This is a genomic window from Spirillospora sp. NPDC048823, assembly GCF_043198445.1.
Lineage (GTDB): Bacteria > Actinomycetota > Actinomycetes > Streptosporangiales > Streptosporangiaceae > Spirillospora.
The window spans coordinates 190,847-205,592 of record NZ_JBICUT010000011.1 but is presented as its reverse complement, the minus strand read 5'-3'; the positions used below and the strand labels follow the sequence as shown (position 1 = coordinate 205,592).

General features: G+C 71.7%; 13 protein-coding genes. 3 read left to right on the top strand and 10 right to left on the bottom strand.

Features of this window, described 5'->3' with window-relative positions:
- Positions 1 to 109 precede the first annotated feature (109 nt).
- Positions 110 to 1,567, top strand: coding sequence for a hypothetical protein (locus tag ACGFK0_RS25020; RefSeq protein WP_392908730.1), 1,458 nt, complete (start codon positions 110 to 112; stop codon positions 1,565 to 1,567).
- 3 nt (positions 1,568 to 1,570) lie between these two features.
- On the opposite strand, the gene galT is transcribed toward ACGFK0_RS25020, so the two are convergent.
- The 4 genes from galT to ACGFK0_RS25000 are packed head-to-tail and all read right to left on the bottom strand — an operon-like array spanning position 1,571 to position 6,023.
- Positions 1,571 to 2,623: a galactose-1-phosphate uridylyltransferase gene (galT, locus tag ACGFK0_RS25015; RefSeq protein WP_392908728.1), complete on the bottom strand. Its 1,053-nt coding sequence runs from the start codon at positions 2,621 to 2,623 to the stop codon at positions 1,571 to 1,573.
- Positions 2,624 to 2,635: 12 nt separating this feature from the next.
- A complete protein-coding gene (locus tag ACGFK0_RS25010; protein ID WP_392908726.1) occupies positions 2,636 to 3,268 on the bottom strand; it encodes an ATP/GTP-binding protein in 633 nt (210 codons plus the stop codon).
- Entirely contained in the window at positions 3,249 to 3,629 is a 381-nt protein-coding gene (locus tag ACGFK0_RS25005; protein ID WP_392908724.1) for a DUF742 domain-containing protein, read from the bottom strand. The genes ACGFK0_RS25010 and ACGFK0_RS25005 overlap by 20 nt, the downstream gene beginning before the upstream one ends.
- 6 nt (positions 3,630 to 3,635) lie before the next feature.
- Positions 3,636 to 6,023 (bottom strand): nitrate- and nitrite sensing domain-containing protein, encoded by a 2,388-nt coding sequence (locus ACGFK0_RS25000; RefSeq protein WP_392908722.1) that lies wholly within the window; start codon positions 6,021 to 6,023, stop codon positions 3,636 to 3,638.
- Between the two features lie 267 nt (positions 6,024 to 6,290).
- Here ACGFK0_RS25000 and ACGFK0_RS24995 point away from each other — a divergent pair, with 267 nt between their 5' ends.
- A complete protein-coding gene (locus ACGFK0_RS24995) occupies positions 6,291 to 7,442 on the top strand; it encodes an ABC transporter substrate-binding protein (RefSeq protein ID WP_392908720.1) in 1,152 nt (383 codons plus the stop codon).
- A 140-nt stretch (positions 7,443 to 7,582) separates the two neighbouring features.
- On the opposite strand, the gene ACGFK0_RS24990 is transcribed toward ACGFK0_RS24995, so the two are convergent.
- The 4 genes from ACGFK0_RS24990 to ACGFK0_RS24975 all read right to left on the bottom strand — a co-directional run bounded on the left by ACGFK0_RS24990 (position 7,583) and on the right by ACGFK0_RS24975 (position 11,282).
- Positions 7,583 to 7,834, bottom strand: coding sequence for a hypothetical protein (locus tag ACGFK0_RS24990; RefSeq protein ID WP_392908717.1), 252 nt, complete (start codon positions 7,832 to 7,834; stop codon positions 7,583 to 7,585).
- A gap of 170 nt (positions 7,835 to 8,004) precedes the next feature.
- Positions 8,005 to 9,114: a family 2 encapsulin nanocompartment cargo protein polyprenyl transferase gene (locus tag ACGFK0_RS24985; protein WP_392908715.1), complete on the bottom strand. Its 1,110-nt coding sequence runs from the start codon at positions 9,112 to 9,114 to the stop codon at positions 8,005 to 8,007.
- 90 nt (positions 9,115 to 9,204) lie between these two features.
- Entirely contained in the window at positions 9,205 to 10,539 is a 1,335-nt protein-coding gene (locus ACGFK0_RS24980) for an MFS transporter (RefSeq protein ID WP_392908712.1), read from the bottom strand.
- Positions 10,540 to 10,676: 137 nt separating this feature from the next.
- Positions 10,677 to 11,282 (bottom strand): hypothetical protein, encoded by a 606-nt coding sequence (locus ACGFK0_RS24975; RefSeq protein WP_392908710.1) that lies wholly within the window; start codon positions 11,280 to 11,282, stop codon positions 10,677 to 10,679.
- Between the two features lie 289 nt (positions 11,283 to 11,571).
- On the opposite strand from ACGFK0_RS24975, the gene lpdA reads away from it, so the two are divergent.
- Entirely contained in the window at positions 11,572 to 12,975 is a 1,404-nt protein-coding gene (gene lpdA / locus ACGFK0_RS24970; protein WP_392908708.1) for a dihydrolipoyl dehydrogenase, read from the top strand.
- A gap of 49 nt (positions 12,976 to 13,024) precedes the next feature.
- Here lpdA and ACGFK0_RS24965 read toward each other — a convergent pair whose 3' ends face one another.
- A complete protein-coding gene (locus ACGFK0_RS24965; RefSeq protein ID WP_392908705.1) occupies positions 13,025 to 13,633 on the bottom strand; it encodes a hemerythrin domain-containing protein in 609 nt (202 codons plus the stop codon).
- Between the two features lie 59 nt (positions 13,634 to 13,692).
- Positions 13,693 to 14,673, bottom strand: coding sequence for a DUF2637 domain-containing protein (locus tag ACGFK0_RS24960; protein ID WP_392908703.1), 981 nt, complete (start codon positions 14,671 to 14,673; stop codon positions 13,693 to 13,695).
- Between the last annotated feature and the right edge of the window lie 73 nt (positions 14,674 to 14,746).

Sequence of the window (14,746 nt, the reverse complement as noted above, 5' to 3'; positions counted from 1 at the left end):
GTCGAGGTGTGACACTTCTCTGCGCCGGGGTGCTGATATGGCCCCCGGGTCCCGCGACGGGTGTCCGGTGCGTCAAGGGACAGGTGGGTTTGGACTAGGTTCCTGGATCGTGGAGCCGATCGATCTGACACCCGTGGAGCGGCGGATCTGGCGGGCGTTCCCCACCGGGACGCCGGTCGACCTCCGGGACGGCACGGACGACCCCGAGCATGGCGACGCGTGGGGCGTCGGCCGGACGGTGCGGGCCCGGGTGCTGCGCAAGCTGCTGCTGAGCCCGCCGGTGGACGGCGAGGTCGCGGCGCTGCGGGTGGTGGGGGCGCGCATCACCGGGGTGCTGGACCTGCAGTACGCGACGATCGAGCATCCGGTCGGGCTGAGGGCGTGCCACTTCGAGGAGACGCCCGTCCTGTACGGGGCACGCGCCCGGCAGGTGAACCTGAGTGAGTCCCATCTGCCGGGGCTCGACGCTGCGACGCTGCGCGTGGACGGGGTGCTGCGCCTCACCGACTGCCGTGTGCCGGGGCAGGTGCGGCTCGGCGGGGCGCGGTTGTCCGGTGCCTTCTTCATGGAGCGGGCGCGGCTCGGGAGGGAGGGCGTGCAGGACAAGGAGGTCCTGCACCTCAACCATTCCGTTCTCGAGGACGACATCTGGGCTCCCGGGCTGGCGGCGCGCGGGGAGGTCCGGATGAGCGGCGCGTCGGTGGCCGGCACGGTGAACCTGGAGGGCGCCGTTCTGCGCAACCCGGGCGGGAGGGTCTTCGACGGCGAGAACCTGACGGTCGGCTCGGACGTGAACGCGACGCGGGCGCGGTTCGAGGGGGAGGTCAGCGTGCGCGGCGCGACGATCCCGGGACTGCTCGTCTTCACGGAGGCGCGGCTGTCCGCGCCCGGCGGGTGCGCGTTGCGGGCGACGAGTTCCTCGATCGGGGAGGTGTGGTTCCGGGAGGGGCGGGTCGACGGTGCGGTGAACCTGCTCCGCGGCCGTTTCGGTCTTCTGCACGTCCCGCCGGGCGCGTTCGGCGGCGAGGTGTGGCTGGACGGCCTGACGTACGGCCTGCTCACCCCGCGGCTCCCCCCGAAGGTCCGCATCGCGATGCTGGAGCGCGACGCGGAAGGCTACGTCCCGCACGCGTACGAGCAGCTCGCCGCCGCCTACCTGCAGGCCGGGGACGACCGCGCCGCGCGGAACGTGCAGCTCGCCAAGCAGCGCCGGCACCGCTCGACGCGTCCGTGGTACGCCCGGCTGTGGGGCTACCTGCAGGACGTGACGGTCGGGTACGGCTTCCGGCCCAAGCGGGCGGCGGGCTGGCTGGCCGGGCTGCTGGCCGTCGGCACGACGGTGTTCGGGGTGCGTCATCCGGCGCCGCTGAAGGCGGATGAGCATCCCCCGTTCAACGCGCTGTTCTACACGCTCGACCTGATGCTGCCCATCATCGACTTCGGGCAGGAGAAGGCGTTCAAGCCGACCGGCGGCCACCAGTGGCTCGCCTACACGCTGATCATCACTGGGTGGGTGCTCGCGACGACGATCGCGGCCGGGATCACCCGGACGCTCCGCCGCCAGTGACGGTCAGGCGGCGGCGACGTCGCGGAGGCGGGCGGCCATGTCCTCCGGCCGGACGTCGTTGATCCACGCCGCCATGCCCGACTCCGAGCCCGCCAGATACTTGATCTTGCCGGGGGCGCGGCGGACGGAGAACAGCTCCAGGTGGAGGCGGACGAGGTCGCGGCCGTCGCCGACGGGCGCCTGGTGCCAGCCGGCGACGTACGGGAGCGGGTCGTCGTCGAGGGCGTCGCAGCGGCGCAGCAGGTCGCGGTGGAGGACGGCCAGTTCGTCGCGTTCGGCGGAGTCCAGGGCGGCGAGGTCGGGGACGTGCCGGTGCGGCATGAGGTGCACCTCGACGGGCCAGCGTGCGGCGGCGGGGACGTAGGCCGTCCAGTGCTCGCCGGAGAGGACGACGCGGCCGCCCGCCGCCTCGGCCTTCAGCACGTCGCCGAACAGGTCGCCGTGGGCGGCGGCCTGGGCGAGCATCCGTTCGGTACGGGGCGTGACGAACGGGTAGGCGTAGATCTGCCCGTGCGGGTGGTGCAGGGTCACGCCGATCTCGACACCGCGGTTCTCGAACACGAACACCTGCCGGACGCCGGGGAGCGCGGACAGTTCGGCGGTGCGGTCCGCCCACGCGTCGATGACGGTGCGGACGCGGGAGACGGGCAGCAGCGGCATCGACGCGGAGTGGTCGTCGGTGAAGCACACGACCTCGCAGCGTCCGTCCCCGCGCGCCCGCTCGACACCGTCGATCATGGGCGGGACGGGCGGTGTGCGGGCGTCGAAGGACGGGAAGCGGTTCTCGAACACCACGACGTCGTAGGACGGGTCGGGGATCTCCGAGGCGGGGCCGCCCGGGCACAGCGGGCACTGGTCGGCGGGCGGCAGGAACGTCCGGGTGTTGCGGTGCGCGGTGATGGTCACGCGGTCGCCGGTCAGCGGGTCGCGGCGCACTTCGCAGACGGGCTCGACCGGCGGGAGCCCGCGCGGGTCGGGGACGGGCGTCCGGCCCGGCGCCTCGTCGTAGTAGACGATCTCGCGGCCGTCCGACAGCCGCGCGCGTGTCCTGTGCATCTCGGCGGAAGCCTACAGCGCCGGCACGTCCGCCCGGCTCTGCTGCTCGTGCACGGCCAGGAGGTGCTTCACCAGCGTGGTCAGGACCTCCTTGCCGGACGCGCGGTCGCGGACGTCGCAGAGGACGACGGGCGCACCGCTGCCGACGTCGAGCGCCTCCCGGATCTCCTCGGCCGTGTAGTCGTAGCCGTCGTCGAAGCAGTTGACGCCGATGACGAACGGCAGGCCGCGGTTCTCGAAGTAGTCGACGGCGGGGAAGCAGTCGGCGAGGCGGCGCGTGTCGGCGAGGACGACGGCGCCGAGCGCGCCGAACGACAGCTCGTCCCACATGAACCAGAACCGGTCCTGGCCGGGCGTGCCGAACAGGTACAGGACGAGCCCGTCGCGGATCGTGATGCGGCCGAAGTCCATCGCGACGGTCGTGGTGGTCTTCTGCTCGACGCCGGCGGTGTCGTCGACGCCGACGCCCCGGTCGGTGAGCAGTTCCTCGGTCTGCAGGGGCCGGATCTCGCTGACGGCGCCGACCAGCGTCGTCTTGCCGACCCCGAATCCCCCGGCGACGAGGATCTTCACCGCGACGGGGGCGGCCGGGACCGGTACCGCGTCCTCGGCGGACCCCGGTTCTTCAGAGGGCTTGGAGACCATCGAGCACTTCCCTCAGCAAATGTTCCTTGGAGAGCGTGCCGCTCTCCGGTTGGGGACGGGTGGCGGTGATGAGCCGGTGGTGCAGCAGATCGCCGAGAAGCACGCGGACGACGACCAGCGGGAGCCGCAGCCGCGCGGCGATCTCCGCCACCGGCTGCGGCCGCAGGCACATCTCCAGGATGTCGAGGTGCTCGGGGCCGATGCCGGGCGAGCCCGACCTGGGCTGCGCCAGGGTCGACACCATCGTGATCATGTCGAACGGCTCGCCGGTCGCCGACCTGGCCCGGCCGCGGGTCAGCGCGTACGAGCGGACGATCGGCCCGGCCTCGTCATCGAGCCACTGGCTGCCAGGACCCGTCATGGCCCGTCACATGTCCTCGTCGTTGTCGAGGGCCTCGGCGCGGCCGCGCCGCACGCCCTGCTGGATGGACGACATCATCGCCCGGAGTTCCTCGGGTGTCCGGGTGGCGCGCGGCTCCGCGGCGGGCTGCGGCGCGGCGGGCGCGTCGCGCAACTGGGACGCCATGTTCTCCTGCCGGACGCGCTTGGGCAGCGCCGGCCGCGGAGCGGCACCGGATCCGGCGGAGCGCCGTCGCACCTCCCGGGGCGAGCGCGGCACTCTCGGCTCGGGGGCGGCTTGGGCGGACGGCACGGATTGCGCGGATTGCGCGGGTTCCGCGAATCGGTCGGGCTGGACGGGCGGCGCGGCCTTGAGGGCGTGCCGCCCGCCGACGACCGTGCCGACGGGGACGAGCGCGTCCTCGGCACGGCGCGTCGCGAGCGCCGGCGCGGGCTGCCCCGGGTCGCCGTCGTCGGGGGCGACGAGGTCTTCGGGCAGCAGCACGATCGCGGTCATCCCGCCGTACGGGGACGTCCGCAGCGTGACCTTGATGCCGTGCCGGCGGGCGAGCCGGGCGACGACGAACAGGCCGAGCTGCGTGCTGTCGGACAGGTCGAACTCGGCGGCGGTGGCGAGCCGCTCGTTGGCGGCGGCGAGGTTCAGCTCGTCCATGCTGAGGCCGCGGTCCTCGATCTCCAGGGTGAAGCCGTGCGAGACGGCCTGCCCGTGCACCTGGACGGTGGTGTGCGGCGGCGAGAAGGCGGTGGCGTTCTCGATCAGCTCGGCGAGCAGGTGGATGACGTCGGCGACGGCGGGCCCGACGATCGCGGCGCGCGCCATCGGCGTGACGTTGACCCGGGTGTAGTCCTCGACCTCGGACGCGGCGGCGCGGGCGACGTCCACGATCGCGACCGGGCTGCGCCAGCCGCGTCCCGGCGCCTGCCCGGACAGGATGATCAGGCCCTCGGCGTGCCGGCGCATGCGGGTGGCGAGGTGGTCGACGCGGAACAGGTCTTCGAGGTCGTCGGGCGTCTCGATGCGGCGTTCCATCGAGTCCAGCAGCTTGAGCTGGCGGTGCAGCAGCGTCTGGCTGCGCCGGGCGAGGTTGACGAACACGTCGCTGACGTTGCGGCGGAGCACGGCCTCCTCGACCGCGCCCTGGATCGCGGTCCGCCTCGCGGCGTTGAACGCGTCGCCGACCTGGGCGATCTCCCGGGTGCCGAACGACAGCGGCGGCGCCTCGGCGGCCACGTCGACCTCTTCGCCGCGGCGCAGCCGCCGGATCACTCCGGGCAGCCGGACGTCGGCCAGGTCGATCGCCTCGCGGCGCAGCCGCGCCAGCTCCCGGATGACCGAGCGCGCGACCCACACCGCGATGACCAGCGAGGCGGCGACGGCGAGCAGCCCCAGCACGCCGGCGACGACGACGCGGGTGATGATGCCGTCGGCGATCGGCTCGGCGCGCTTCTCGGCGCCCGCCGACACCGCCAGCTCCAGGCCGCGCAGCCGGGTCAGGTTGGATCCGACGGTCGTCTTCCACAGCACACCGGAGCCGGTCGCGGACTTGGACAGCCGGCCGGACTCGACGAAGCGGTCCTCCAGCGTCCGGAGCCGGCCGTACTCGGGCATCCCGACGACGCGCTGGTAGTAGGTCTGGTCCGCGGAGCGCAGCTCGGACGCCGCGAACTCGTAGAGGGCGCGCTGCGTCCCGACGAGCTGGATGAAACGGGCGTGCTCGTCGGGCGTCATCCGCCCGGCGGCGAGGACGCCGGCGAGGAGCGCGTCCTCCTGCGCGAGGGCCTCGCGGGCGCGGGCCAGCGCCGCTTCGTTGCGGGCGTCCTTGGCGACCTGCGAGTTGTCCAGCGTGGCGAGCGAGCCCTGCAGGGATCCGACGTCGGTGAGCAGGGCGGTGTAGTCGGTGAACGCGCGTCCCCGGCCGGTCTTGCCGGTGTCGATGGCGCGGCGCCGGTCGTCGAGGCCGTCCAGCTCGGTGAGGATCCGGTCGGCGAGCCCGCGGGCGCCGGCGGGCGCGGCGGCGCGGGCGCCCTCGTCGCCCGCCAGCCGGCGGAACAGGTCGGCCTGCCTGTCGGTGACCAGCCGGCCGGACTCCATCGCGGCCCGGTCGCCCTCCGCGGCGCTGCCGAGGTAGACCAGGGTCAGCCGCCGCTCGGCCTGCAGCGCGCTGCCCAGCGCGCCGGACGGGTACCCGTAGTGGTCCTGGACGGTCTTGACGTGCCGGAGGTTGAGGCCCTCCCCGAGGGCGATGCTCGCGGCGAAGGCCCACAGCCCGCCGAGCGAGACCACCGACACGGTGACCATGAGAACGACCTTGAAGCGGATGGAGCGCAACCGCCCGGCCTTGGGAGCGCGCCGGTCATCGGCGGCCGGTTCCGCGGGGCGGCCTCGTTTTGGCACTGCGACTGAACCTTCACTCGTATGGACGACGGGGGCGGCGGGGACGGGGGACGGGGGTGCGCGCGGAGCCGGAGGGGCCGCACGGGACGGAGAAGAGCCTAGATCGGTACGCCGCCATGTGTCGACAGTTTCCGAATCATCACAGTTTGTACGCACGGACGGTCCGAAATACCCCTACGATGCCTCACCGTGATGGCTCGTACTCCACCCGCGACAGAAAAGCTCCCCCGACGGTCCCGCACCGGGTGGTCGCGTGGCGCGCTCGCCGTGGGCGCGTTGTCCACGGTCGCCGCGCTGACCGCCGCGTGCAGCGACGGCCCCGCGGAACGCGCCGCGCCGCCCGACATCCCGATGCTGCAGCAGGTCGGCCCTCCCGAAGGCCGGCTCGACCTCGTCGCCTGGACGGGGTACGCCGAGGACGGCTCCAGCGACAAGACCGTCGACTGGGTCACCCCGTTCACGAAGGCGACCGGCTGCAAGGTCCACACGAAGGTGGCCGACACGTCCGACTCGATGGTCGCGCTCATGAAGACCGGGCGGTACGACGGCGTCTCCGCGTCCGGCGACGCGAGCCTGCGCCTCATCTACGGCGGGCTGGTCGCGCCGGTCAACACGGGGCTGCTCACCAACTACGGCGACATCGCCCCTTACCTGAAGAACCAGCCGTACAATTCCGTCGGCGGCCAGATGTACGGCGTCCCGCACGGCTACGGCGCGAACATGCTCATGTACCGCACCGACAAGATCCCGCAGCGCCCCACGTCCTGGAGCGTGGTGTGGGAGAAGGACTCCCCGGCCGCCGGGCACGTCGTCGCCTACGACTCCCCCATCTACATCGCCGACGCCGCGCTCTACCTCAAGGCGCACCGCCCCGACCTGGGGATCACCGACGTGTACGAACTGGACGAGAAGCAGTTCGAGGCCGCGGTCGACCTGCTGAAGCAGCAGCGCCCGATGGTCAACCAGTACTGGGCGAACTACCTGGACGAACTCCAGTCGTTCAAGAGCGGCTACAACTACGCCGGGACCGCATGGCAGGTCACCGCGAACCTCGCGCTCGCCGAGAAGACGCCGGTCGCGACGACCCTCCCGTCGGAGGGCGCGACCGGATGGTCCGACACCTGGATGATCTCGTCGAAGGCCAAGCATCCCACCTGCATGTACAAGTGGATGAACTGGATCACGGAGCCGAAGGTGCAGGCCGAGGTCGCGCAGTGGTTCGGTGAGGCGCCCGCCAACCCCGAGGCGTGCAAGTACACCGCGAAGGGCTTCTGCTCGACCTACCACGTGGGCGACCCCGAGTTCTACAAGCGCCTCGCGTTCTGGAAGACCCCGGTGAAGGACTGCGGGGACGACCGCGGCAACACGTGCGTCGAGTACTCCCGCTGGGCCCAGGCCTGGACGCAGATCAAGGGCTGACCACGGCAGGGCGGCACGGGAACAGATCAGGCGTTTCGCCGAGGAGGTCGTACCGGCCGTCCGCGCGCAGGTCGCCCAGGAACGCGGCGTCTGACGGAGACCGGCCGCCGGGGCAGGGCGTCCGCGCGGCGGGACCCGCGTCACGGCCAGCGGTACGCGGCACCCCTGGCAGGGACGTGGTGGGGCAGGTAGCACTTGGTCGTGACGTGCTCGTCCTTGCAGTCGAGGCAGAGGTAGGTCCGGTGGCCGCGCAGGCCGCGGCCCCGCTCGTCGCAGGGCGGGCACACGCACGGCGACCAGCCGACCAGGACCCGCCCCCCGTCCAGCCGATGCCCGGCCGGGCACAGGAACGGCACGTGTTCGCGGGTGCTGCCCGCCCGGTTCGCCTGCACGGCACGAACACTACTCGAACAAATGATCGATCACGAGGGCGGCTTCATCGTTCCGCCCTCGCGCTTGGACGCAGTACGCGCCGGTCTCGGGGCGCTGACCGCGCGGGGACCGTTCTCGGCGACGTCCTGGGTCGGCGGGATCCAGGGGCACGGCAGCGGTACAGGCCGCGTCAGTGATCCCGGTGGGCGATGAGGCGGGCGAGGGTCCGGAGTTCGGCGGCGGCGGCGGGAACCAGGCCGGCGGCGTCGAGGGCGGCGACGGCCTGGGTGAGGAGGGCGGCGGCCTGGGTGGCGGCCCAGGTGCGGCCGCCGGCGGCGTCGACGAGGGCGGCGGCACGGGAGAGGTCGTCGCCGGTGAGTGCGTCGTCGCGGAGGTACAGCGCGGCGAGTTCGTCGCCGGCGGGGGTGGCCGAGGTGAGGGCGGCGACCACGGGCAGCGACTTCTTGCGGCTGTGCAGGTCGGAGTGGACGGGTTTGCCGGTGACCTCCGGGTCGCCCCAGATGCCGAGCAGGTCGTCCACGAGTTGGAACGCGAGGCCGAGCCGTTCACCGAAGGCGCGCAGGCGGACACTCTGATCGGTGGTGCCGCCGCCGTAGGCCGCGCCCAGCGCGCAGGCCGCGCCGAGCAGCGCACCGGTTTTGCGGCCCGCCATGGCCAGGCATTCGTCGAGCGTCACGTCGGAGCGTCCCTCGAAGGCGAGGTCGGCGCCCTGGCCCGCGATCAGGTCGAGGACGGACCGGCTGAGGCTCCGGACGGCGGGGGCGACGACCGGGGACGGCTCGCCGGCGAGCGCCTCGAAGGCGGCGGCGAGCAGTGCGTCCCCCGCCAGGACCGCGGCGTTGGCGCCGAAGACGCTCCAGGCGGTCGGCCGGTGCCTGCGGGTGAGGTCGCCGTCCATCACGTCGTCGTGCAGGAGCGAGAAGTTGTGCGCCAGCTCGACCGCGACGGCCGCGGGCAGCGCGGCGGCGGCCGTACCGCCGACCGCCTCCGCCGCCAGCAGCGTCAGCGCGGGACGGATCGTCTTGCCGCCCCCGTCCGCGGCGGGCCGGCCCCGCTCGTCGCGCCAGCCGAAGTGGTAGGCGGCGATGCCGCGTGCCGCCTCCGGCAGGGTCTCGACCGCGTCGCGCAGGGCCGGCTGGAGCAGGCGGCGGCTCCAGCCGAGCACCTCGGCCGCCGGGCGGATCCGGGCGGGGGCTGGGCGCGTGGAGGCTGGGTGGGTGGGGGCTGGTGGACGGTGGTCGCAGCGGAGCACCGCCGGGTCGTCTCCCCAGACGGGCATGTCGTCCCCTCTCCTTCGGCCGGGCGGCACCGAACGGCGAGGCTACAGACGGTGATCTATTGATCGCAAGGAGCCATGACCCTTCGCGCGCTACCTCGCCCCGGAACCCGCCGGTTCCGGGGCGAGCTTCTCCCCGGCCTCCTCGATCGGCACCCTGGCCGTTTCCGGGATCTTGAGGATCGGGTACAGCGCCACCATCGCGGCGAACATGATGTAGAACGCGGGAATGTAGTTGGACCCCGTGAAGTCGATCATCGAGCCGATCAGCACGGCCGCCGTCCCGCCGAACAGCGACGTGGAGATGTTGTAGCCGATCGCGAACGCGCCGTATCGCACCCTGGTCGGGAACATCGCCGGGAACGTCGCCGCGATCACCGCGAGGATCAGCACCAGCAGACCGCCGATGATGGTGTAGCCGGCCGCCACGCCGAGCGGGTCGCCGGTCTGCATGAGCGCGAACGCCGGCCACGCCAGCACGATGTAGCCGACCGCCGCGGTGATCAGCAGCGGTTTGCGGCCGATCCGGTCCGACAGCGCGCCCAGCGGGACGATCACCGTGATCATCGCCGCCTCGACCCCGATGGTGATGAACTGCGCCGTGTTGTCGTTCATCTCCAGGTAGTCGACGAGGTAGGACGGCATGAACGTCAGCAGCGTGTAGTCCGCCACGTTCAGCAGGAACACGATCCCGATCAGCATCAGGATGACGCGCCAGTAGTGCGTCAGCGTGTCCTTCAGCGGCGACTGGGACTTCTGGCCCGCCTCCTCCATGCGCTGGAAGGTGGGGGTGTCCTCGATGCGCGTCCGGACGTAGAGGCCGACGACGCCGAGCGGGAGCGCGATCAGGAACGGGATCCGCCAGCCCCAGCCGTACATCGCCTCCTCGCTGAGCAGCAGGTCCATGCCGAAGACGAGCCCCGCCCCCAGGATGTAGCCGACCAGCGTGCCGAGTTCCAGGAAGCTGCCGAAAAACCCGCGCCGGTGCGTCGGCGCGTACTCGGCGATCATCGTGGCGGCGCCGCCGTACTCGCCGCCCGTCGAAAAACCCTGGACCAGCCGGACGCCGAGCAGCAGCAGCGGCGCCGCGATCCCGATCGTGTCGTATCCGGGCAGCACCCCGATCAGGAACGTGGAACCCGACATCAGCAGGATCGTGGCGGCCAGCACCCGCTTGCGGCCCAGCTTGTCGCCCATAGGGCCGAAGAACAGCCCACCGAACGGACGGGCGATGAACGCCGCCGCGATCAGCGCGAACGAGCGCAGTGTCGCACCGGACTCGCCGCCCGGGAAGAACACGTTGCCGACGATCGCCGTCATCACCCCGGCGCTGAACACGCCGAAGTCGAACCACTCGATGCAGTTCCCGATCGCGGACGCGACGACGGCCTTGCGGACGGCCTCGGGATCGGACTCGTCCTTCGTCATGTTCACACCGGCGCCGTCCCGGACCGGCCCATCTCCGGAGTGTGCGTTCGTCGGCGTCCCCACGGGCTCCACCTGCCCGAAGATCGGTAAAGCTAACTCCGGTCACGGGCTCCCGATCACTCAGGGGAACGGCGCGGTCACGCCCTCCGGGAGTTCCTCGCCGTGTCCTCGGCGTCCTCGGCGACCTCGGCGAAGAGATCGTCCGGCAGCTCGGTGAGGACGATGGTGCGCTGGGGATCGTCGTCGCGCCGGTCGACGGCGCCGTCGTCCGCCTCGCCGGCTTCGCCGGGGTCGCCGAACTCGTCGGGCAGTTCGTCGGTGCTCTGCGGATCACCGCCCAGGAGCTCGTCGAGGGTTGCGGTGCTCTGCGTGTTCCCGTCCCCGGCCCCGTCCCCGTCGAGCAGGTCGTCCTCGGGGATCGCCACGAGCGCCTGCGTCTCCTGCGCCTCCCGGGCGATCACGCCGCTGGCGAGGACGGTGTTGCGGTGCCGCAGCGCACCGTTCTCACGCAGCAGGTTGTCCATCTCGGCGCGGGCCCGGGCCACGCGGCGGCTCGACCGCACGTGCACGACGAGACCACCTGCGGCGAGCCCCAGGATGAAGCAGGCGGCCGGGACGCCCACCGACGACGGTACGAGGGTCGCCAGCAGCGCGACCACGACCAGCGCGACGACCACACCGAGCGCGGGATAGTGCTGCTCCATCCAGTCCAGGACGGTGTTGACGCGCTTCGGGATCCGCACTCGTCTTTCCTCCACTCAGCTCAGGACGGGGACAACGACCGGGCCGTGGCACGGTGTTCCATCGGCTCGACGGGCGGTTCCTCGTGGGACGCCACCGGGCTCCACGGCCGGGACGGTAGGGGCTCGCGCCGCTCGCGCGCCGCCCCGCCTTCCGGGATCACTGACCAGCGGAAGGCCACTGAAACACTAACAGCAGGTGACATCCGCCTCACGAACGGCACCCATCCGGAACGGGTCCCCCGCGCCGCCGGGATGCGAGTAACGGCGGCGCCGAATATCGTCCATGGATATGAGCGAACACTTTGACGTCGTGGTCCTGGGCGCGGGCCCGGGTGGATATGTCGCCGCGATCCGGTCGGCACAGCTCGGGCTGAAGACGGCGATCATCGAGGAGCGGTACTGGGGCGGGGTCTGCCTCAACGTCGGCTGCATCCCCTCGAAGGCGCTGCTGCGCAACGCCGAACTGGCGCACATCTTCACCCGGGAGCAGCAGACCTTCGGCATCAACGTCGAGGGGCGGGTCTCGTTCGACTACGGCGTCGCCCACCAGCGCAGCCGCCAGGTGTCGGACAAGCTCGTCAAGGGCGTCCAGTTCCTGATGAAGAAGAACAAGATCACGTCCTATGACGGCCGGGGCACGTTCACCGACCCGAACACCCTGCGGGTCGACCGGGCGGACGGCTCCAGCGAGACCGTCACCTTCGGCAGCTGCATCATCGCGGCCGGCGCGCACACCAAGCTGCTGCCGGGCACGGAGCTGTCCGAACGCGTCGTCACCTACGAGGAGCAGATCCTCAGCTCCGAGCTGCCCGAGAGCATCGTCATCGCGGGCGCGGGCGCCATCGGCGTCGAGTTCGCCTACATCCTGCACAACTACGGGGTGAAGGTCACGATCGTCGAGTTCCTCGACCGGATGGTCCCGAACGAGGACGCGGACGTGTCCAAGGAGCTGGCGAAGCGGTACCGCAAGCTCGGCGTGGACGTGCTGACCTCCACCCGCGTGGACGCCATCGACGACTCCGGCGGCAAGGTGAAGGTCACCGTCACCGGCAAGGACGGCGCCCAGCAGGTCATCGAGGCCGACAAGGTGCTCCAGGCGATCGGGTTCCAGCCGAACGTGGAGGGCTACGGGCTGGAGAAGACCGGCGTCCGGCTCACCGAGCGCGGCGCCATCGACGTGGACGGCCGCTGCCGCACGTCCGTCCCGCACATCTACGCCATCGGCGACGTGACCGCGAAGCTGATGCTCGCGCACGCCGCCGAGGCGATGGGCGTCGTCGCGGCCGAGACCATCGGCGACGCCGAGACGATGGAGCTGGAGTACGTGATGATCCCCCGCGCCACGTACTGCCAGCCGCAGGTCGCGAGCTTCGGCTGGACGGAGGCGCAGGCCAAGGAGCGGGGCTACGACGTCAAGACCGCCAAGTTCCCCTACAGCGCGAACGGCAAGGCGCTCGGCATGGGCGAGGGCGACGGGTTCGTCAAGGTGATCAGCGACGCCAAGTACGGCGAGATCCTCGGCGCCCACATGATCGGCCCGGAGGTCACCGAACTCCTGCCCGAACTGACCCTGGCGCAGCAGTGGGACCTCACCGTCAACGAGGTGGCCCGCAACGTCCACGCCCACCCCACCCTCGGCGAGGCCATGAAGGAAGCCGTCCACGGCCTGGCCGGCCACATGATCAACCTCTGACCTCACCGTCCGGCGTGCCCGGGGGTGCGGGCACGCCGGGTGAGCGGGGTTAGGAGGTCGCCCAGCGGTCGAGGGCGTTGTAGGCGGGGCGCCAGTCGGTCTCGAAGGTGGCGCGGACCGGGTCGGGCAGCGCGGCGAGCATCTTGGCGGTCACCTCGTCGCTCGCGCCGTCCAGGAGCCACGGGAAGATGCGCGGGCCGTCGGGGCCGACCCGGCTGCCGTGGACCTGGCCGAAGTGCTGGAACTGTTCGAGGGTCAGGGTGGCCTCCATCAGCGGCAGCGCCTCCTTCTCCTCGTGCTTGAGGTGGGCGGTGAGAGCCGTCGTCAAGGCGTCCACCAGGTCGCCCAGGGGGTCGGTGCCCGAGTCGATGGCCTCGATGATGGGGTCGACGGCGGCGTGCTCTTCCTCCATCGCGTTCAGGAGGGCCAAATCGTCGGGACGGGACGCGAGGGTTTCGCGCATGACCGGCCAGAGGGCGTCGTCCTCGGACGTGTGGTGGATGTGCAGTGACTTCTTGAACAGCTCCCATCCGGCGGCCGCGGCCAGGACGCGGCGAGGGTCGCCGGTCATGCGGGCGGTGGCCTTGGCGAGGTGCTCCAGTTCACGCCTCAGCGCGTCGTGCATCACGTACATCGGGGTCATGTCCAGCTTGCTCACGATCTCTCCTCCTCGTGGGTTCACCGCATTGACGGAGCACGAGGAGGAAAGGTGACGGCTCAGGACGCCTGAGACGTCGAGGCCGGGGCGGGGCGGGTCAGGCGGCTGAGGAGGCGCTGGCCCTGGCGGGAGCTGATGTCGAGCCGCCGTCCCAGTTCGGCGCCGGTGATGCCGGGTTCGGCGTCGATGATGGACAGGGCGCGGGCCTCGTTGTCGGTGGCGACGCTGCGCGGGATCTGCTGCCGGGCCGGTTTGCGCGGCGGGGCCTTGCGCTGCGGTCGGCGGCGGGGAGGTGGCGCCGGGACGTCCTCTTTCTCGGGTTTCGGTGCGGTGAGTTCGCTGACGCGGGTGAACGCCTGGTCGAGCATGACACCGTCGGACAGCATCCAGACGATGTCGGCGGGGGCGTCGGTCTTCCACGTGCGGCCGTAGTGGTCGCCGAGGAGGGCGAGGGCGTGGCGGCGGCGCTGTTCGGCGACGAGGGCCTGCGGGTAGGAGGTGATCTGCCACAGGACCATGCGGCGCCACAGCCGGAACGTCGAGAACGGGGCGAGCAGCCAGCGGGCGACCGGAATGCCTTCGCGGACGGTTCCGGCGGCGATGCCGGCGCGGCGGCGGATGGCGTGCCGGACGGCCTCGATGAACGTGATGAACAGGATCGGCATGGCGGCGTGCATCACCATTCCGGTCGCGTCGCCGTGCGCGGCCGACACGTTCAGCCAGACCGTGGCGCCGGTGAACGCGAACGCCATCCAGCGCAGCGCTGGCATCGGCATGGCCAGCCATTCCAGCAGCAGCGCGACCGAGACCAGGGCGAGGATGCCGAGGTCGACCCCGGCGGGGACGATCCACGCCTGGGCACCGAACCACGGCTCGGCGACGTCCCGGACGGAGGCGAACGAGCCGTAGCCGCCCAGGGCGGCGAGCCCGGCGAAGAACAGCCCGCCGACCCCGGCCAGGACCCTCTGCGCCCGGGTCAGCGGCACGGTGGTCAGCGGTGCGGTGGTCAGCGGTGCGGTGGCCGTGCGCACCTCGTCCATCGGCGTCCCTCCCGCCACTGGGGTGTCCAGATCACCCAGTGAAGGTAGCGCGCCGGAACGTCCCGTCCGGACG